We start from the raw sequence: 18,334 nt of genomic DNA on the forward strand, positions 1-18,334 counted from the left end.
GGGCCGGAGTTTCCGGCCGTAACCTGAGCCCATGAACGAGATGCCCCGGGAGCACCGGACCACCAAGTCCATTCGGGTGCTGCTCGCCGAGGACCAGGGCATGATGCGGGGTGCACTCGCTCTGCTGCTCGGCATGGAGGAGGACATCGAGGTGGTGTCCCAGCTGGGCTCGGGCGACGGCATCGTGGACGCCGTGCTCACCCACCGGCCGGACGTGGCCCTGCTGGACATCGAACTGCCGGGCATCAGCGGACTGGACGCGGCGGCCGAGCTGCGGGAGCAGGCGCCCGACTGCCGGGTGCTGATCCTCACCACCTTCGGCCGTCCCGGCTATCTGCGCCGGGCCATGGAGGCCGGGGCGGCCGGGTTCCTCGTCAAGGACGGGCCCGTGGAGGAACTGGCCGCGGCGATCCGGCGCGTGCTCACCGGGGAGACCGTCGTCGATCCGGCGCTGGCCGCCGCCGCGCTCAGCGCCGGGCCCAGTCCGCTGACGGCCCGGGAGTGCGATGTGCTGAAGGCGTCGGTGGACGGGGCGACCGTCGCCGACATCGCCGGCAAGCTGCATCTGTCCGAGTCCACCGTCCGCAACTACCTGTCCTCGGCGATCGGCAAGACCGGCACCCGCAACCGGGCGGAGGCGGTACGGGAGGCCCGGCAGCAGGGCTGGCTGTGAGCAGGACCCGGCCGTCGACCGGACCAGGTCCTCGGCGGCGTGCTGCTCCCCGTGAGGAGAAATGCCGTACGCATCAGCCGCGGCCGGCGGCTGGGCGGCCCGGACCGTTGCCTCACGTCGAAGAAGTTCTCCGCGGCAGCCACAGCAGCATCAGCACCGCCCCGCCCAGCAGCACCGCCGTACTGGCCCGGAACGCCAGCGCATAGCCGGCGGTCAGCGCCTCGGGGCCGTGCCCGCTGCCCGTGCCGGCCGCGGCGACGGTCGACATCACGGCGAGCCCGAGCGAACCGCCCATCGTGCGCGAGGTGTTGACCAGCCCCGACACCACACCGGCCTCGCCCGGTGCCGCCCCGGACGTGGCCAGGGAGGCGAGCGGCGTCGCCGCGAGGCCTGCACCGAGCATCATCAGGATGCCCGGGATCATGATCGCGATGAGGTACGCCTCGTGCGCGCTCATCGTCGACTGCCAGCCGAAGCCGGCCGCTGCCACCAGCGTGCCCAGCGCCGCCACGGTCCGCGGGCCCGCGAGCCGCATCAGGCGCGGCGCCAGCTTGGAGCCGACGACCACGGACAGCGAGCTGGGCACCAGGGCGACTCCGGCCTCCAGCGGCGTGTAGCCGAGGACGTTCTGGGCGTAGAGGGTCATGAAGTACCACATGCAGAACATGGCCGAGCCGGAGAGGAACATCGCCGCGTTCGCCGAGGCGACCGAGCGCAGCCGGAGCAGGCCGAGCGGCATCAGCGGGGCCGCCGTACGCGCCTCGACCAGCAGGAACAGGGCGATGAGCGCCAACCCGGCGAGCAGCGGCAGCAGCGTGGCGGCGGCCGTCCAGCCCTCGGCCTCCGTCTGCGAGATGCCGTAGGCGAGGGTCGCGAGGCCCGCCGTCACCAGCAGCGCGCCCGGCAGGTCCAGGCGCCGTCCGTCGCCGGCCCGGCTCTCGGTGAGCCACCGCACCGAGCCGGCCAGCACCAGCGCGCCCACCGGCACGTTGATCAGCAGCACCCAGCGCCAGGAGAGCACGTCCACGAGCACCCCGCCGACCAGTCCGCCCGCGGCCCCGCCACCGGCGCCCACCGCGGTCCAGGTGGCGATCGCGCGCGCCCGCGCCGCCCCCTCCGGCACCGCGGATGTCAGCAGGGTCAGCGTCGAGGGGGCCAGTACCGCCGCGCCCAGCCCCTGCACGGCCCGCGCCAGCAGCAGCTGCCAGCCCTCCTGGGCGAGGCCGCCGCCCAGCGAGGCCAGCGTGAACAGGCCGAGGCCGACGAGAAACATCCGCTTGCGCCCGTACAGGTCGCCGGCCCGGCCGCCGAGCAGCATGAACCCGGCGAAGGCGATGGCGTACGCGTTCACCACCCACTGCAGGCCGGACGGGGTCAGGCCGAGACCGGACCGCATGGACGGCAGGGCGACGTTCACCACCGACACATCGAGCACGACCAGGAACTGCCCGGCGCAGGCGAGCGCCACGACCAGCCAGGTCGGCGCGGTCGTACGGCGGGATATGACAGGCGTGGTGTCGGCGGCTTCCAGCATGGGTGTCATGCTCTCAACCCGGTTACGGTCCTTGCATCAGCATTTCGGACCACGGGTGCCTAGGTCCTGGGGCCTACACCGCTCGTAGCATCGCCCTGACGCGCGATCAGAAACCCATGACCCGGTCAAAGATTCATTAGAGGCCCGAAGCAACGGAATAGTTGCCTGTGCATACGAGGTTTACCCAGCACTTATCACTACGGGGAGGCCTCGATTCCATGACCCACACGACGACCGACCAGCCGGCCCGGAGGGCGAGCGGCGCCGTGGTCCCGGTGCTCGCCTTCGCGGGCATCGTCGTCGCGGTGATGCAGACCCTGCTGGTGCCGGTCATCAAGGACCTGCCACAGCTGCTGCACACCGCGCCCAGCAACGCCACCTGGGTCCTCACCTCGACCCTCCTGTCCGGCGCCGTGGCCACCCCGATCATGGGCCGGCTCGGCGACCTCTACGGCAAGCGGCGGATGCTGATCCTCAGCCTCGCCGTCATGGTGGTCGGCGCCCTGGTCAGCGCGCTCACCAGCCAGCTGCTCACCATGATCGTCGGCCGTACCCTCCAGGGCTTCGCCATGGGCGCGATCCCGCTCGGCATCGGCCTGATGCGCGACATGCTGCCTCGCGAGCGGCTCGGCTCGGCCATGGCCCTGATGAGCTCCTCGATCGGCGTCGGTGGCGGCCTCGCACTGCCCGCCGCGGCCCTGGTCGCCCAGCACACCGACTGGCACGTCCTGTTCTACGGCGCCGCCGGCCTCGGCGTGCTGTCCATCGTCCTGACCCTCCTGGTCGTACCCGAGTCCCCGATGCGGGCGGAGGGCTCCTTCGACCTGCTGGGCGCGCTCGGCCTGTCGACCGGCCTGGTGCTGCTCCTGCTGCCCGTCACCAAGGGCAGCGACTGGGGCTGGTCGTCGGGCACGACGCTCGGTCTGTTCGCCGCGTCGGTCGTGGTCCTCGTCCTGTGGGGCCTGTTCGAGCTGCGGATCAAGGCGCCCCTGGTCGACCTGCGCACCACCGCGCGCCCGGCCGTCCTCTTCACCAACCTCGCGTCGATCATGGTCGGTGTGGCGTTCTACGTCGTCTCCCTCGTGCTGCCCCAGCTGCTCCAGCTGCCCAGGGCCACCGGCTACGGCCTCGGCCAGTCCATGGTCGTCGCGGGCCTGTGCGTGGCCCCGCTGGGCCTGACGATGATGTTCACGGCTCCGGTGTACGCCCGGCTGTCCGCCAAGTACGGCCCGAAGACCACCCTCATCATCGGCCTGCTGATCATCGCGCTCGGCTACGGCGGCGGCCTCGGCCTGATGGACGCGGCCTGGCAGACCATCGTCACCTCCGTCGTCCTCGGCGCCGGCATCGGTCTCGCCTACTCCTCGCTGCCCGCGCTGATCGTCGGTGCGGTCCCGGCCTCGGAGACCGGCGCGGCCAACGGCCTCAACACCCTGATGCGGTCCATCGGTACGTCGGTGTCGAGTGCCGTCATCGGCATGGTCCTCGCCAACACCGCGAAGAACGTGGGCGGTATCGCGATCCCGACCATGCACGGGTTCCGGGTGTCCTTCCTGATCGCCACCGCCGCGGTCGTGGTGGGGCTGCTGATGGCGCTGTTCCTGCCGAAGGCCTCCCGGCCGGCTCAGCAGCACACTCAGCTGCGGGCCAGCAGCGAGGAGGACGCCGTGCTGGAGCGGGCCGAGGAGGTGCTGCGGGGCTTCCGTGGCCGGGTCCTCGGTGCCGACGGCGCTCCGGTCGCCCAGGCCAAGGTCACGCTGATCGACCGACGGGGACGGCAGGCCGGGGCGACCGTCTCCGACGAGGACGGCAGCTATGTGCTGGCCGTGCCGGCGCAGGGGGCGTACGTGTTGGCCGCGAAGGCCTCCGGCCATGGGCCGCTTGCCTCTGCTGCCACGCATTCCGGGGAGGAGCGGGCTGTCGATCTGGATCTTTCCTTGCCTGAGGAGATTGTGAACGCGTAGAACTCGGGGGGACTGCCGGCCGGCGGCTGCGGCTTCGTCGTGGCTGGTCGCGCAGTTCCCCGCACCCCTTTGGGGCGCTGTCACAGCCGTACGACCGAGAGGCCCGCGATGCCGACCACCCCCAAGCCCGAGATCCTGGCCGCTTTCGAGGCGGCCAAGGGGTTCATGCCCGTGGACGAGGGGCTGGCGCTGTACGGGGCTGCCGTGGAGGCGGGGCGGCTGGGGCTGCCGTTGCTGGAGGTCGGGACCTACTGCGGGCGGTCGACCGTGCTGCTCGCCGACGCGGCCCGTGCGGCCGGGGTCACGGCGTTGACCGTGGACCATCACCGGGGCAGTGAGGAGCAGCAGCCCGGGTGGGACTACCACGACCCCGAGACCGTCGACCCCGAGGTCGGGCTGATGGACACCCTGCCGGCCTTCCGGCGGACGCTGTTCAAGGCAGGCCTGGAGGAGCACGTGGTCGCCCTCGTGGGCCGCTCCCCGCAGATCGCGGCCATCTGGAACTCCCCGCTCGGCCTCGTCTTCGTCGACGGCGGCCACACCGACGAGCACGCGGGCGCCGACTACGAGGGCTGGGCCCCCCATGTGGCCGAAGGGGGACTGCTGGTCATCCACGACGTCTTCCCGGAGCCCGAGGACGAGTTCACCGGACAGGCTCCGTACCGCGTGTACCTGCGGGCACTTGAGTCCGGCGCGTTCACGGAGATCTCGGTGACCGGCTCGCTGCGTGTCCTGCGGCGAACGGGAGCGGGGATCTGAGACCCCGGTTAGAGTCGCAGACGTGTCGTACCTAGGCCCGGAGTTCGATCCCCCCCAGCCGCGCCGGCCCCGGCGGGGCCCGCTGACCGTGGCGCTCGCCGCGCTGGTGCCCGGTGCGCTGCTCGGCTGGGTGGTGTACGAGGCGGTGGGCGGCGGTGCCGGGGACGGCGGTGTGCGTACGGCCTCCGCCGCTCCGGCGTCCGGCACGTCCGCCGCGCCCTCCGCGTCCGCGCACTCCGCCTCCCCTTCCGCGACGGACGACGGCAAGCGGCCCTCGGGAGGTGCCGCGTCCGGTCCGCTCGCGGGCAAGGTCGTCGTCATCGACCCCGGGCACAACCCGGGCAACTTCCAGCACGCGGCCGAGATCAACCGCAAGGTGGACATCGGCACGAACCACAAGGAGTGCGACACCACCGGGACGTCCACCAACGACGGTTACACCGAGGCCCGGTTCACCCTGGACGTCGCGCACCGGCTGCGCGCGCTGCTGGAGAAGCAGGGCGCCACGGTGAAGCTGACCCATGACGGCGACAGCCCGGCCTGGGGGCCGTGTGTGGACCAGCGGGCCCGGATCGGCAACGACGCGCACGCCGACGCGGCCGTCTCCATCCACGCCGACGGCTCGGCCGAGGGCAACCGCGGCTTCCATGTGATCCTGCCGGGCTCGGTGCACGCCGGTGCCGCCGACACCCGCCGCATCGTCGGACCCTCGCACGACCTCGGTACCCGCATCGCCGGAAACTTCCTGCGCGACACCGATGAGCCGCCGTCCAACTACCTAGGCAACGGCACCGGTCTCGTCACGCGCACGGACCTGGGCGGTCTCAATCTGTCAACGGTTCCGAAGGTGTTCATCGAGTGCGGCAACATGCGCGATAGCAAGGACGCGGCACTGCTGACCAGCGGCGCCTGGCGGCAGAAGGCGGCGCAAGGGATCTCTGAGGGAATCGTGAGTTTCCTGCGCGCTTCGTGACCGGCGGGCGGAACCGGCCGGACAGCCGGATCTTGCGGACGGTAGTGTCTACCGACGACGAGACGACTCACTAAGGACCTGAAGTGAACATCCGCTCCCTCACTAGAGGCGACGGCGTGGTGATCGGAGCAGCGGTGTTGCTGTTCATCGCGTCGTTCCTCAAGCTCTACTCCTACTCGGCCTCCGGCTTCTCCTACAGCCAGAGCGTGTGGGACAACCTCGGGACGGGCCTCGGCACGTACATGGGGGCCGTCATCGGTGCCGCGCTGATCGTCCTCAACCGCTGTCTGCCGCAGCAGCGCAAGGTGTTGGGCCTGGACCTCGCCATGGTGGGCACGGGTTTCACGATTCTGTCCGCGTGGACCCTCTTCTGGACGCTGGTGGACGTCCCTGACCACGTCGACGCCGGCTCCGGCCTCATCCTCGGGTTCGTCGCGGCCCTCGTTCTCGCCGCCGCCGCCGTCGCGACCCCCCTGGTCCCGGCCCTCCAGGGCGCGCTGCTCCCGGCCGCCAAGCCGGTCGCCCCGCAGCCCTACGGCGCCCAGCCGCCCGGTGGTTACGGGTACCCGGGTGCGCAGCCGCAGCCGGGCCAGCCGTACGGTGCCCAGCCGCAGCCGGGTCAGCCGTTCGGGCAGCAGCCGCAGGGCGGTCCGGCGGTCGCGCAGCCACCCGTCGCGGACTTCTCGCCGTTCTGGTTCGCGGTGCCGGTGACCCGTCCGCTGTTCGCGGAGGACGGTTCGCCCACCCCGATCGCCGAACTGGCGCCGGGCACCTGGTATCTGGCCGTCGAGCAGCGCGGTGCCGCGCTGGTCGCGCAGACCCAGGACGGCCGCCGGGGCGTGCTGCAGGACACCTCCGGCATCCAGCGCGGCTGAGCCCCGCGCGCCCTCGCACACGGCCCCTCGCCCTTCCGGGCGGGGGGCCGTTGTCGTACAGTCGCCTCCCGGCAGTGAACTGACGAAGCGTCAGGAGGCGGCGCATGCGGCTCGGTCTCGCACTCGGCTACTGGGGACGCGGCCCGGATGCCCGTCATGTGCCGCTCGCGAGGGAGGCGGAGCGGCTCGGGTATCACTCGGTGTGGACGGCGGAGTCCTGGGGCTCGGACGCCTTCACCCCGCTGACCTGGATCGCCGCACGGACCTCAAGGATCCGGCTGGGTACGGCCGTTGCCCAGATGGCCGCCCGCCCGCCGACCACCACCGCGATGCAGGCGCTCACCCTGGACCATCTCTCGGGCGGGCGGATGATGCTCGGGCTCGGGCTGTCCGGGCCGCAGGTGGTGGAGGGCTGGTACGGCCGCCCGTTCCCGGCGTCGCCGCTGACCGCGACCCGGGAGTACGTGGACGTCGTACGGCAGGTGCTGCGGCGGGAGGCGCCGGTGGCCTCCGGCGGGCGGTTCCATCCGCTGCCGTACCGGGGGCCGGACGGCACCGGGCTCGGCAGGCCGCTGAAGTCCGTCACCCATCCGCTGCGTCCGGACCTGCCCGTGCTGCTCGGCGCCGAGGGCCCGAAGAACGTGGCCCAGACCGTCCGCATAGCCGACGGCTGGCTGCCGCTGTACTGGGCGCCGAGCCGGCCGGAGGTGTACGGGGACGTGGTGCACGAGCTGCCGGAGGGGTTCGTGGTGGCTCCGATGGCCCGGGTGAAGGTGTGCGACGACGTGGCCGAGGGTCTGCTGCCCGTGAAGGCCATGCTCGGTTTCTACATCGGCGGGATGGGCCACGCCTCCCGCAACTTCCACGCCGACCTCATGGCGCGCATGGGGTACGAGAAGGAGGCCCGGCGGATCCAGGAACTGTTCCTGGCGGGGCGGCGGGAGGAGGCCGTTCTGGCCGTGCCGGACGCCTTCGCCGACGAGATCTCGCTGGTAGGGCCGCGGGAACGCATCGCCGAGCGGCTTCAGTTGTGGCGCGCCGGCCCGGTGACGGACCTGCTGGCCCTGTCACCGGACCCGCACACCCTCAGAGTGCTGGCGGAGCTGAACTCCTAGCCGCTCTTGCTGCCCTGCGAGAGCTGGGACGCCGACGGCACCTGGTTCTTGACCGGGGCGCCGGCGCTGCTGCCCGCGTCCTTGACCTTGTCGATGACGTCGTTGAAGGAGTTGGCCGCGTTCCCGTCGCCGCTGCGGAGCTTGGCCGGCAGGTTCTTCAGGCCCTCGATGGCGGCGCCCAGCGGGGCGAGCGCCTTGGACAGCGCGGGGTCGCCCTGGGCGTTGCGGACGGCCGCCTTGAGCCGGTTGTAGGTGAACGCGCCGGCCAGACCGGCCTTCACCAGGGTCATCTTGCGGCCGTGGGCGCCCTTCTTGAACTTGCCCGCCTTCCAGGGCTTCACGATCCACTGGTAGGTGGCGCCTGCGGCGAGACCGGCGTTTGCCACGAACCGGGTCTTGGCGAACTTCTGCCGTTCGGCCGAGGTGGTCGGGCTGGGGGTGGCGGCGGGGGCGGCCTGGAGCGCCGCGGCGTCCTTCGTACTGGTCTTCTCGCCGCTGCCACAGGCGGTGGAACCGGCCAGCAGGGCACAGCACAGGGTGAGCGCCACGGCTAGGCGGCGTATGGGTACGGGCACGGGGTCCTCCCGGCGTGTCCTCCCCGAGCGGTCTGCTTCCTCCGGCAGCGTCACCCGGGACGGCCGGATACGCCACTCGGCCGCCGCCGGTCGGGTTTCATCGGCCGCCGCCCGGCAATCCGGAAGGTATGTTCGCTCGATATCGCAATGGTGCGAATCAGGCCGGGACGGTCATCGCGGTCGTCGCCGACATCATGGCGCTGATCCTCGGCCTGTGGATCCTGATGTATCTGCTGGACGCCAACCGCGCCAACAGCCTGGTCCAGGTCGTCCACCAGGCCGCCGCCTGGCTGGCGGGCTGGTCCCACGACCTCTTCACCTTCAACGAGGCCTGGGCCCGCGTGGTCGCCGGCTACGGCCTGGCGGCGGTGGTGTACCTGTTCGTGGGCCACGCCATCGCCAACCGGATACACCGGCGCTGAGCCCCTCGGGCTGCCGACAGGGCCTAGCCGCAGCAGTCGGGGTCCAGGCCGGTCGGCAGGTGCTCCCCGCCGAAGACCGCGCACGTCGCCTCGTGCCCGCCCAGCGCGGCTACGGCGAGGAGCAGGGAGCCGGCCGTCCACGTGGTGAGTTCGCGGGGCCAGATCGCGTCGTCCTCGAAGACATAGCCCGTCCAGTACAGGCCGCTCTCCGGGTCGCGCAGGTGCTGGATGGACTGGAGGATCTCCAGGGCGCGGTCCGACTCCCCCACCGCCCACAGGGCCAGGGCGAGTTCGCTGGACTCGCCGCCGGTGACCCAGGGGTTGGGCACGACACAGCGCACGCCGGCGCCGGGTACGACGAAACGATCCCAGGACTCTGCTATCCGGGCCCTGGCCTCCTCGCCGGTCAGCGCGCCGCCGAGGACCGGGTAGTACCAGTCCATCGAGTAGCGGTCCTTGTCGAGGAAGCGCTCGGGGTGCCGGCGGATCGCGTGCCGCAGGCCCCCCACCGCCAACTCCCAGTCGGGCTGCGGCTCTTCGCGCTGCTCGGCGATGGCGAGCGCGCAGCGCAGCGCGTGGTGGATCGAGGAGCTGCCGGTCAGCAGGGCGTCCGCGGCGGGCGTGCCGTCGTCCTCGCGGCGCCAGCCGATCTGGCCGCCGGGCTGCTGGAGGGCGAGCACCCACTCCATGGCCGCGTACACGCGGGGCCACATGCGGTCCAGGAACGTGTCGTCGCCGGTGGCGAGATAGTGGTGCCACACGCCCACGGCTATGTAGGCGACGAAGTTGGACTCGCGGGCGCGGTCGGTGACGTCGTCGTGGGCACCGTCGGCGTAGGCGGCGTACCAGGAGCCGTCCTCGTGCTGATGCCGGGCCAGCCACTCGTACGCCCGCTCGGCGGCCTCGTGCTCGCCGGCCGCGTCCAGGGCCATCGCGGCCTCGGTGTGGTCCCAGGGGTCCAGGTGATGCCCGCGGAACCACGGGATCGCGCCGTCCTCCCGCTGTGCGGCGAGGATGCCGCGGACGGTCGCGGCGGCCTGCTCGGCGGTGAGGACCCCGGGCAGGACGAGGTGTTCTGTCCGGGGAGTGGTCACTTGGCGGCCGCCTCGGCGGTCTCGTCCAGGCGGGGCAGGTGCGGCTTGGTCGCGTAGACCACGAAGCTCTTGCCGATCAGCGGGTTCAGCGCCTGCTCGGCGACCCGGGTGGCGAGGGGCTTCTTCATGATGTCCCAGACCAGCAGCTTGTGGTACGCCCGCACCGGCAGCGCCTTGTCGTTGTCGACGCCGAACGCGCACTTCAGCCACCAGTACGGCGAGTGCAGCGCGTGCGCGTGATGGCTGCCGTACGGCTTCAGGCCCGCCTCGCGGACCTTCGCCACGAGTTCGTCGGCCTTGTAGATGCGGATGTGGCCGCCCTCGACCTCGTGGTAGGCGTCGGACAGCGCCCAGCAGACCTTCTCGGGGCCGTAGCGCGGCACGGTGATGGCGATGCGGCCGCCCGGCCTGAGCACCCGGACCATCTCGGCGAGCACGCCCTTGTCGTCGGGGATGTGCTCCATCACCTCGGAGATGATGATCACGTCGAAGGACTCGTCCGGGAAGGGAAGGGCGAGCGCGTCGCCCTCCATGGCCGTGGCGGTGGCGCCCTCCGGCGCCTCCCCGGCCTCCTTCATCGCCGCGAACCACTTGGCGACCTCGCGGATCTCCTCGGCGTTCTGGTCCAGGGCCACGACCTGGGCGCCGCGCCGGTAGCACTCGAAGGCGTGCCGGCCGGCCCCGCAGCCGAGGTCCAGGACACGGTCGCCCGGGGCGAGCGGGAACCGGGAGAAGTCGACGGTCAGCACGTGGCCCTGCTTTCGGAAGAGACGCCTGCAACAGTTGCCGGGGCCGCGGAAGCAACGCTGTGCGGCGCCGCGGGAGCAACACTCGGTGAGGCCGCGGAGCGGCCGGGAGTCCGGGCCGCGGTGGGGGTCCCCCCGCGCGGGCCTGTTCCAGCGTGGGTGCGGCTGGGGTCCTCGGCACGGGCGGGACCCGCAAAGCGGGCGGCGCGGGCGATGGCCTCGCGGTAGTGGGCCACCGTGCCCTCCGCGGCCCGCGCCCAGGTGAAGTGCCGCAGCACGCGCTCGCGGCCGGCGCGGCCGAGCCGCACCCGCAGCTCACGTTCCCCGAGCAGCCGGCCGAGCCCGGCGGCCAGCGCCCCCGCGTCGCCCGGCGGTACGGCCAGGCAGGTCTCGCCGTCGCGGCCGGTGACCTCGGGGATCGCGCCGCCGGTCGTGGCGAGAAGCGGGGTGCCGGTGGCCATGGCCTCGGCGGCGGGCAGCGAGAACCCCTCGTACAGCGAGGGCACGCAGGCCACTTCGGCCGAGCGGATCAGGTCGACCAGTTCGGCGTCGGAGATGCCCTTGACGAACTCGACGGCGCCTTCGAGACCGTACCGCTCGATCGCCGCCGCGACCGGCCCCTCCTCGGGGCGCTTGCCGACGACGACGAGATGGGCGGCCGGGTGCTCGGTGCGCACCTTGGCCAGCGCCTCGACCAGGAACACCAGTCCCTTGAGCGGCACATCGGCGCTGGAGGTGGTGACGATCCGGCCCGGCACCTCGGGCACGGCCGGATTCGGCGCGAACAGATCGGTGTCGGCGCCGATGTGGACCACGTGCACGCGGTCGTCGCGGACGCCGAGGTGGTCGACGATCTCCTGCTTGGAGCTGCCGGAGACGGTGAGGACGGAGGGCAGCCGGCGCGAGACGCGCTTCTGCATCCGGGTGAACGAGTACCAGCGGCGCACCGAGTAGCGGCGCTGCCAGCCCTCGGCCGCGTCCAGCTCCAGCTGCCGGTCGACGGTGATGGGGTGGTGGATCGTGGTGACCAGGGGCGCGCCGATGTCGCCGAGGAGCCCGTACCCGAGGGTCTGGTTGTCGTGGACGACGTCGAACTCGCCGCGCCGGGCCCGCAGATGGCGGCGGGCGCGCAGGGAGAAGGTCAGCGGTTCGGGAAAGCCGCCGGTCCACATCGTGGCGACTTCCAGGGCGTCGATCCAGTCGCGGTACTCGTCCCGTCCCGGGGTGCGGAAGGGGTCGGGCTGGCGGTAGAGGTCGAGGCTGGGCAGCTCGGTCAGGGTGAGGTGGGGATACCCCTCGTCGAGCACGGGGTACGGCTGCGAGCCGATGACCTCGACCCGGTGGCCGAGGCGGGCCAGCTCACGGGAGAGATGCCGTACGTAGACACCCTGGCCGCCGCAGAACGGGTTCCCTTTATAGGTGAGGAGCGCGATGTCGAGCGGTCGCTCGCCGTCGGCAGCGGGGTCCTGCTCGACGCCCGCCGCACGGGCCTCAGCGGTCACTCCGTGCCCCCTTCTGCCTGCACTGTCCCGCGAGACTACGTCGGGACGCTAATCTAGAACAAGTTTCAGACTTGATCGTTCAAGAGGCTCTGAATCTACCGGCAGGTAGGGGCGCTGGGAGCAGTGGATCAGGTGATTCACGCCACGGCGGACCGGCCTACCATGCTGTCTGATCACACGCCCCAACAGACGCCTTCACCGACTGTCACGGACGGGACCATGCCTGCGGAATCCAAGGTGGAAGCCAGTACGGTCCGGCCCTCCTCGGCGCCGCTCACCGAGCGCCAGGAGGCCCGCCGCCGCCGGATCCTGCACGCGAGCGCCCAGCTGGCCAGCCGGGGCGGTTTCGACGCCGTGCAGATGCGCGAGGTCGCCGAGTCCTCCCAGGTGGCCCTCGGCACCCTGTACCGCTACTTCCCCTCCAAGATCCATCTGCTGGTGGCGACGATGCAGGACCAGTTGGAGCACATGCACGGCACCCTGCGGAAGAAGCCCCCGGTCGGCGACACGGCCGCCGAGCGGGTCGCCGAGACCCTCATGCGGGCCTTCCGTGCCCTCCAGCGCGAGCCGCACCTGGCCGACGCGATGGTCCGCGCCCTGACCTTCGCCGACCGCAGCGTCTCGCCGGAGGTCGACCAGGTCTCCCGCCAGACGACCCTGATCATCCTGGACGCGATGGGCCTGGAGAACCCGACCCCCGAGCAGCTCTCGGCGGTCCGGGTCATCGAGCACACCTGGCACTCGGCCCTGATCACCTGGCTCTCCGGCCGCGCGTCCATCGCCCAGGTGAAGATAGACATCGAGACGGTGTGCCGCCTGATCGACCAGACGGAACCGGGTGCCGGGCACTGACGTGCCGGCCTCGGGGACCGGTGGCCCTACTCCTCGGGCGGGTACACCGCCTCCCCGCTCTCGGCCAGCGTGATCACGATCGCCTCCACCGGGCAGCTCTCGGCCGCCTCCAGGACGGGTTCGCCGGCGTCGGTGTCCGCCTGCACCGGGTGGGACTGGCGGGCGGAGTCCAGGCGGAAGGCGTGCGGGGCGTGATGGAGGCACTGGGCCGAGCCGATGCACACCGACCGGTCGACCTCGACGTGCCAGCGGTCGCCCATGGCCTACGCCCCCGCCGGCAGGTGGATCATCTTGTGCTCGAGGTAGGCGCCGTAGCCCTCCGGGCCGAACTCCCGCCCGAGCCCTGAGTTCTTGTAGCCGCCGAACGGGCCCAGCATGTCCAGGCTGAAGGTGTTGACCGAGTAGGTGCCGGTGCGGACCTGCCGCGCCACGTCGATGCCGTGCTCGACGTCGGCCGTCCACACGCTGCCGGACAGACCGTAGTCCGAGTCGTTGGCGATCTTCACCGCATCCTGCTCGTCGCCGTACGGCAGCAGGCAGATGACCGGTCCGAAGATCTCCTCGCGGGCGATCCGCATCGAGTTGTCCACGTCTCCGAAGAGGGTCGGTTCGACGTACCAGCCGCGGTCGAGTCCCGCCGGCCGGCCGCCGCCGGTGAGGATCTTGGCGCCCTCCTCCTGACCGATCCGGATGTAGTCGAGGTTGCGTTGCTGCTGGCGGCGGGCGACGAGCGGGCCGACCTGGGTCGCCGGGTCCAGCGGGTCGCCCACCTTCAGCGCGCCGGCCGCGGCCGCGAAGGCGTCGGCGAACTCGTCGTAGCGGGCGCGCGGGACGAGGATGCGGGTCTGGGCCACGCACGCCTGCCCGTTGTTCATCCAGGCCGCCGGGACGATCCCGGTCACCGCGGTCTGCACGTCCGCGTCCGGCAGGACGACCGCCGCCGACTTTCCGCCCAACTCCAGGGTCACGCGGGTGAGATGGCGGGCCGCGACCTCCATCACCCGCTTGCCCGCCGCGACCGAGCCGGTGAAGGAGATCTTGTCGATGCCGGGGTGCCCGACCAGGTACTCGCTGACCTCGCGGTCGGCGGGCAGGATGGAGAGGACACCCTCGGGGAGTCCGGCCGCCTGTGCGATCTCCCCCAGGAGATGGGCATCGAGCGGGGACTCCGGGGACGGCTTCAGTACGACCGTGCAGCCGGCCAGCAGCGCGGGCGCGAGCTTGGCGGCGGCGACGAACTGCGGCACGTTCCACGGGACCACGGCCGCGACCACGCCGACCGGCTCGCGGCGGACGAGGATCGGACCGAGGACACCCTCCCGGCGCTCCTCGTACATGTAGTCCCGCGCGACCCTGATCGCGGCGTCCCACACCATCATCGCGCCGAGCGCCTGGGCGAGGACGCTCCAGGAGTACGGGGAGCCGTTCTGGGCGGAGATCACCCGGGCGATCTCCTCGTGCCGGGCCGCGATGCCGTCCTTGATGCGAGTGACGACCTCGATCCGCTCCTCCAAGGTCGCCCGCGGCCACGGCCCCTCGTCGAAGGCGCGGCGCGCGACGGCCACGGCCCGGTCCACGTCCTGCCGGGAGGCGTGCGGCACCCGGCCGATGACCTGCTCGGTGTGCGGGGAGATCACCTCGATGACGTCCTTGCCCAGGGGCTCGGTCAACTCCCCGCCGATGAACAGCTGTCCGTGTTCCACGAGCTCGGTCATGGCCGACTGCCTCCCACCGCACCGCATGTTTCTGACGCTGTATCAGAAACTGATATCAGTTCTGGTCGAACTAGGCCAGACCTAGCGCCGGATAGGCCCTCACCAGCGGATTTGCGGTCCTCTGCGCAGCATTCCGGGGTTCCCGTGCGCGGGCGTTGTTAGGGTCGGGTGATGTTCTCCCTCCGTGAGCCCGTCTTCTTCAGCCGATTGCGCGAGGCGCGCCGGATCCTCGTCGCCGGTGCGGGCGGGGGTTTCGACGTCTACGCCGGCTTGCCCCTGGCTCTCGCGCTGCGGTCGGCCGGTGCCGAGGTTCACCTGGCCAGCCTCTCCTTTTCCGACCTGTACGGCCTGGACCTGGACTCCTGGGTCGCGGAAGACGTCGCCGCCGTCCGCCCGGACACCCCGCTGCGTGGCGACTACTTCCCCGAGCGCTCCCTCGCCCGCTGGCTCCACTCGCGGGAACTGCCCGACACCGTCTACGCCTTCCCCCGCACGGGTGTCCAGCCGTTGCGCGCCGCCTACCGGGCACTGCTGGAGCATGCGGGCGGGGTGGATGCGATCGTGCTGGTGGACGGCGGGACCGACATCCTGATGCGCGGGGACGAGCACGGGCTCGGCACTCCGGAGGAGGACATGGCCAGCCTCGCGGCCGTCGCCGGGCTGGACGAGGTCCCGCAGCGACTGGTGACCTGCGTGGGCTTCGGTGTGGACGCCTACCACGGTGTCAGCCACTCTCTGGTGCTGGAGAACCTGGCCCGCCTGGACCGCGCCGGAGGCTATCTGGGTGCCTTTTCACTGCCCCGCGAAAGCCCTGAGGGGGCCGCCTACCTCGACGCGGTGGCCGATGCCCAGCGCTGTCACGCGAGTCATCCGAGCATCGTGCACGGGTCCGTCGCCGCCGCGGTGCGGGGGGAGTTCGGTGACGTGAGGTTCACCGAGCGCACCCGTGGCAGCGAACTGTTCGTCAACCCGCTGATGGCACTGTACTTCTGTGTCGACCTGCCCGCCCTGGCGCACGCGAACCTCTACCTCGACCGGCTGGAGGACACGGTTCTGATGCGCCAGATCAGCTCCGCCATCGCCGCCTTCCGCGAGGAACTGCCCAGGCAGCGGCCACCCCGGGCATTCCCGCACTGAGTCCGGCGGCAGCACGAAGGCTCCTGTACCGATGAGCGAGGTTCCGATCCTCTCGCGCAGCGGCACAGGAGCCCTACATGTCCTTCATGGAGCTCAGCCCGTCGGCCTGAACGGTCCAAAGCGGGAGGGCGTCATGGAGTTCCCCTCATCTTCGTGCCATTGACAGTGGGTCGCATGGACATAGCCAACCCCGCCGTTGACGATGAACCATTTTCCTCGCGGACTCTCGATCTCCACCCCCGGCATGGCGAACTGGTCGTCCTCGTGCACCTCGAAACGGTCGAAATCCGTAGGAAGGTGCATGAAGTCGACGTTCGAGAAGAGCACATCCACTCGAGTCGGGGAGTACTCGGTGAGGCTGCGCAGGAGCAGCCGCTGATAGCTTACCAAGTAGTGCCACACCCGAAACCTGCGTTCCCATCGGGCAGAAGGCATTTCAAGAACCCCCTAGGTATTTGGATCCCGAAAAGACTTCGTCGGTGACATCTTTTCCTCCCAGGTAGAAGGTGAGCCTGTTCCGGGGCAGCTCACCTACAGGTCCCGCTGGATCTGATCCGCGTTCGGATAGGCGAAGTCCTCCACCGCGGACGGCGGTGTGGCCCCGACAGATCCCCCTGTCGGCTGCGGGTCGGTGGACGCGAGCATCGGCGTGCCCGCGATCGCCAGAAAGACAGCAACCCCCGCGACGGGGAGCATCCTGCGCATACGAGGAGTCACCCGAATTCCTTTCCAGGCCCGGGTGACGGCATGACGAAACGACATCTGCAGCCCCCCGTGCACACAGACGTAAAGCAAAAATAAGTGGTCGAGTGCGACGCTAATGCGGTGCGAGAAACGAAGGCAACGTGACTATGTTCACGAGCTGTTCACGGAGCCTCGGCAGATGAATCACAGTTACGCGATCATGTGAACCGCGGGCCACCCCGGGGGCACTTGGAGCTACCTGACGTACCATCAGTTGCCGTTGGCAGTTGTGAGGGGTGGAGGGCCGATGGTGACGACGTTCGAGCACGGCGGGGGCGTACGGTCCGTGGCGGTGCCCATCCCGGACAACCCCCTCGGTCACACGCTGGTCTACGTCGTGGCCACCGACCACGGCCCGGTGCTGGTCGACACCGGGTGGGACGATCCGGCGTCCTGGGACACGCTCGTGGCGGGACTGGCCGCGTGCGGTACGGCGGTGGCGGAGGTGTACGGCGTCGTCATCACGCACCACCACCCGGACCACCACGGCCTGTCGGCCCGGGTGCGCGAGGCCTCCGGTGCCTGGGTGGCGATGCACGCCGCCGACGCCGCGGTCGTACGGCGCACCCGGGAGGCCCGGCCCGAGCACTGGTTCAGCTACATGAGCGCCAAGCTCGCGGCGGCCGGCGCGCCCGAGGAACACCTGGCGCCGCTGCGAGCTCCGCGCAGCCCCCGCACCCTGCCCGGCCTCTCCCCCGCCCTCCCGGACCGGGAGATCGTCCCCGGCGAACTCCTCGACCTGCCCGGCCGCAGACTGCGCGCGATCTGGACCCCCGGCCACACACCGGGCCACGTCTGCCTGCACCTGGAGGAGCAGCATCCCGACCATCGACTTCCGGGTCATGGGCGACTGTTCAGCGGTGACCACCTCCTCCCCCGGATCACCCCGCACATCGGCCTGTACGAGGATCCCGACGACGCGACCGTCACCGACCCCCTCGGCGACTACCTCGACTCCCTGGAGCGGGTCGGCCGCCTCGCACCCGCCGAGGTCCTCCCCGCACACCAGCACGCCTTCACCGACGCGCCAGGCCGGGTAAGGGAGTTGCTCGCGCACCACGAGGAGCGGCTGGCCGGCCTGCTCGCCCTGCTCGCCGAGCCGCTGACGCCCTGGCAGCTGGCCGAGCGCATGGAGTGGAACCGCCCCTGGGCGGAGATCGGTTACGGCTCCCGGAACATCGCCGTCTCGGAGGCCGAGTCCCATCTGCGCCGCCTGGTGAAACAGGGCCGGGCGGAGCCGGTGGCGGGGAGCGAGCCGGTGGCCTACGTGGCGGTGTGACCGGTGGCTCACGTTGGTCCCGCCGGGAGACGGGCGCCGGGTCCAGGGCCGACAGGCCCTGCGCACCCACTTCGGCTCCCGCCCCAGTCACGGTCGTGACCCTGGTCACCGCATCCCCGTGTGCACAGCCACTCCTCAGCCCGCCCGGGGCGGCCGGTAAAGTGGCGGGGTCGTCATCACACCCGTTCGGGGGGAAGCCGGTGCAATTCCGGCGCTGACCCGCAACCGTGAATCGTTCGTCATCGAACGGTGAGCCGGAACGCCCCGGGCGGGACGTTGACCGGCTCGCGTGCGTCGGTGGTCCGCCGCGCACGGCACCGTCGAGGTTTACGGAGCCGAGCCGCCCGGGGTGTCTCCCGTGCGCTGCCCGGCTCC

General features: G+C 71.1%; 19 protein-coding genes and 1 riboswitch. Of the genes, 10 read left to right on the plus strand and 9 right to left on the minus strand.

Going from position 1 to position 18,334, the window contains the following annotated elements; translation table 11 throughout:
* Window positions 1-31: 31 nt before the first annotated feature.
* Window positions 32-673, plus strand: a complete 642-nt coding sequence (locus tag ACFYOH_RS06560; protein ID WP_388621820.1) for a response regulator — start codon at window positions 32-34, stop codon at window positions 671-673.
* Between the two features lie 112 nt (window positions 674-785).
* Here the strand turns inward: ACFYOH_RS06560 and ACFYOH_RS06565 are convergent, their stop codons facing one another.
* Window positions 786-2,216: an MFS transporter gene (locus ACFYOH_RS06565; RefSeq protein ID WP_388621822.1), complete on the minus strand. Its 1,431-nt coding sequence runs from the start codon at window positions 2,214-2,216 to the stop codon at window positions 786-788.
* Between the two features lie 209 nt (window positions 2,217-2,425).
* Here ACFYOH_RS06565 and ACFYOH_RS06570 point away from each other — a divergent pair, with 209 nt between their 5' ends.
* The 5 genes from ACFYOH_RS06570 to ACFYOH_RS06590 all read left to right on the plus strand — a co-directional run bounded on the left by ACFYOH_RS06570 (window position 2,426) and on the right by ACFYOH_RS06590 (window position 7,893).
* Window positions 2,426-4,171, plus strand: coding sequence for an MFS transporter (locus ACFYOH_RS06570; protein ID WP_388621824.1), 1,746 nt, complete (start codon window positions 2,426-2,428; stop codon window positions 4,169-4,171).
* Window positions 4,172-4,279: 108 nt separating this feature from the next.
* The gene (locus ACFYOH_RS06575) at window positions 4,280-4,930 is read left to right on the plus strand and encodes a class I SAM-dependent methyltransferase (protein ID WP_388621826.1); all 651 of its coding nucleotides are present in this window, start codon (window positions 4,280-4,282) and stop codon (window positions 4,928-4,930) included.
* A gap of 22 nt (window positions 4,931-4,952) precedes the next feature.
* A complete protein-coding gene (locus ACFYOH_RS06580) occupies window positions 4,953-5,903 on the plus strand; it encodes an N-acetylmuramoyl-L-alanine amidase (RefSeq protein WP_388621828.1) in 951 nt (316 codons plus the stop codon).
* Between the two features lie 83 nt (window positions 5,904-5,986).
* Window positions 5,987-6,778 (plus strand): hypothetical protein, encoded by a 792-nt coding sequence (locus tag ACFYOH_RS06585; protein ID WP_388621830.1) that lies wholly within the window; start codon window positions 5,987-5,989, stop codon window positions 6,776-6,778.
* A gap of 104 nt (window positions 6,779-6,882) precedes the next feature.
* Window positions 6,883-7,893 carry an LLM class F420-dependent oxidoreductase gene (locus ACFYOH_RS06590; protein ID WP_388621832.1) on the plus strand — a complete coding sequence of 337 codons (1,011 nt, stop codon included), beginning with the start codon at window positions 6,883-6,885 and terminating at the stop codon, window positions 7,891-7,893.
* Here the strand turns inward: ACFYOH_RS06590 and ACFYOH_RS06595 are convergent.
* Window positions 7,890-8,468 (minus strand): hypothetical protein, encoded by a 579-nt coding sequence (locus ACFYOH_RS06595; protein ID WP_388621834.1) that lies wholly within the window; start codon window positions 8,466-8,468, stop codon window positions 7,890-7,892. The genes ACFYOH_RS06590 and ACFYOH_RS06595 overlap by 4 nt on opposite strands.
* Before the next feature lie 128 nt (window positions 8,469-8,596).
* Between ACFYOH_RS06595 and ACFYOH_RS06600 the strand changes: the two genes are divergently transcribed.
* The gene (locus ACFYOH_RS06600; protein ID WP_388621836.1) at window positions 8,597-8,890 is read left to right on the plus strand and encodes a hypothetical protein; all 294 of its coding nucleotides are present in this window, start codon (window positions 8,597-8,599) and stop codon (window positions 8,888-8,890) included.
* Window positions 8,891-8,913: 23 nt separating this feature from the next.
* Here ACFYOH_RS06600 and ACFYOH_RS06605 read toward each other — a convergent pair whose 3' ends face one another.
* From ACFYOH_RS06605 to ACFYOH_RS06615, 3 genes are read right to left on the minus strand one after another with little or no spacing between them, the layout of a single operon-like run.
* Window positions 8,914-9,984 carry a prenyltransferase gene (locus ACFYOH_RS06605; protein ID WP_388621838.1) on the minus strand — a complete coding sequence of 357 codons (1,071 nt, stop codon included), beginning with the start codon at window positions 9,982-9,984 and terminating at the stop codon, window positions 8,914-8,916.
* Window positions 9,981-10,733, minus strand: coding sequence for a class I SAM-dependent methyltransferase (locus ACFYOH_RS06610; protein WP_388621839.1), 753 nt, complete (start codon window positions 10,731-10,733; stop codon window positions 9,981-9,983). The genes ACFYOH_RS06605 and ACFYOH_RS06610 overlap by 4 nt, the downstream gene beginning before the upstream one ends.
* Window positions 10,727-12,232 carry a glycosyltransferase family 4 protein gene (locus tag ACFYOH_RS06615; protein WP_388621841.1) on the minus strand — a complete coding sequence of 502 codons (1,506 nt, stop codon included), beginning with the start codon at window positions 12,230-12,232 and terminating at the stop codon, window positions 10,727-10,729. Before ACFYOH_RS06615 ends, ACFYOH_RS06610 begins: the two co-directional genes overlap by 7 nt.
* Before the next feature lie 219 nt (window positions 12,233-12,451).
* On the opposite strand from ACFYOH_RS06615, the gene ACFYOH_RS06620 reads away from it, so the two are divergent.
* Window positions 12,452-13,084 carry a TetR family transcriptional regulator gene (locus ACFYOH_RS06620; protein ID WP_388621843.1) on the plus strand — a complete coding sequence of 211 codons (633 nt, stop codon included), beginning with the start codon at window positions 12,452-12,454 and terminating at the stop codon, window positions 13,082-13,084.
* Between the two features lie 26 nt (window positions 13,085-13,110).
* On the opposite strand, the gene ACFYOH_RS06625 is transcribed toward ACFYOH_RS06620, so the two are convergent.
* Both ACFYOH_RS06625 and ACFYOH_RS06630 read right to left on the minus strand, forming a co-directional pair.
* Window positions 13,111-13,344: a ferredoxin gene (locus ACFYOH_RS06625; RefSeq protein WP_388621845.1), complete on the minus strand. Its 234-nt coding sequence runs from the start codon at window positions 13,342-13,344 to the stop codon at window positions 13,111-13,113.
* A gap of 3 nt (window positions 13,345-13,347) precedes the next feature.
* Window positions 13,348-14,799, minus strand: coding sequence for an aldehyde dehydrogenase (locus ACFYOH_RS06630; protein WP_388621846.1), 1,452 nt, complete (start codon window positions 14,797-14,799; stop codon window positions 13,348-13,350).
* 171 nt (window positions 14,800-14,970) lie between these two features.
* Between ACFYOH_RS06630 and ACFYOH_RS06635 the strand changes: the two genes are divergently transcribed.
* On the plus strand, window positions 14,971-15,936 hold the full coding sequence (locus tag ACFYOH_RS06635; RefSeq protein ID WP_388621848.1) for a DUF1152 domain-containing protein: 966 nt from the start codon (window positions 14,971-14,973) through the stop codon (window positions 15,934-15,936).
* A 93-nt stretch (window positions 15,937-16,029) separates the two neighbouring features.
* Here the strand turns inward: ACFYOH_RS06635 and ACFYOH_RS06640 are convergent, their stop codons facing one another.
* Window positions 16,030-16,371, minus strand: a complete 342-nt coding sequence (locus tag ACFYOH_RS06640) for a hypothetical protein (protein WP_388621850.1) — start codon at window positions 16,369-16,371, stop codon at window positions 16,030-16,032.
* A gap of 96 nt (window positions 16,372-16,467) precedes the next feature.
* A complete protein-coding gene (locus tag ACFYOH_RS06645; RefSeq protein WP_388621852.1) occupies window positions 16,468-16,641 on the minus strand; it encodes a hypothetical protein in 174 nt (57 codons plus the stop codon).
* 286 nt (window positions 16,642-16,927) lie between these two features.
* On the opposite strand from ACFYOH_RS06645, the gene ACFYOH_RS06650 reads away from it, so the two are divergent.
* Complete coding sequence (locus tag ACFYOH_RS06650; RefSeq protein ID WP_388621853.1) at window positions 16,928-17,959, plus strand: MBL fold metallo-hydrolase; 1,032 nt, start codon at window positions 16,928-16,930, stop codon at window positions 17,957-17,959.
* A 190-nt stretch (window positions 17,960-18,149) separates the two neighbouring features.
* A riboswitch (cobalamin riboswitch) is annotated at window positions 18,150-18,224 on the plus strand.
* The last annotated feature ends 110 nt before the right edge of the window (window positions 18,225-18,334 follow it).

Origin of the sequence: Streptomyces sp. NPDC007856, from assembly GCF_042868225.1 — a bacterium.
Classification (GTDB): domain Bacteria; phylum Actinomycetota; class Actinomycetes; order Streptomycetales; family Streptomycetaceae; genus Streptomyces.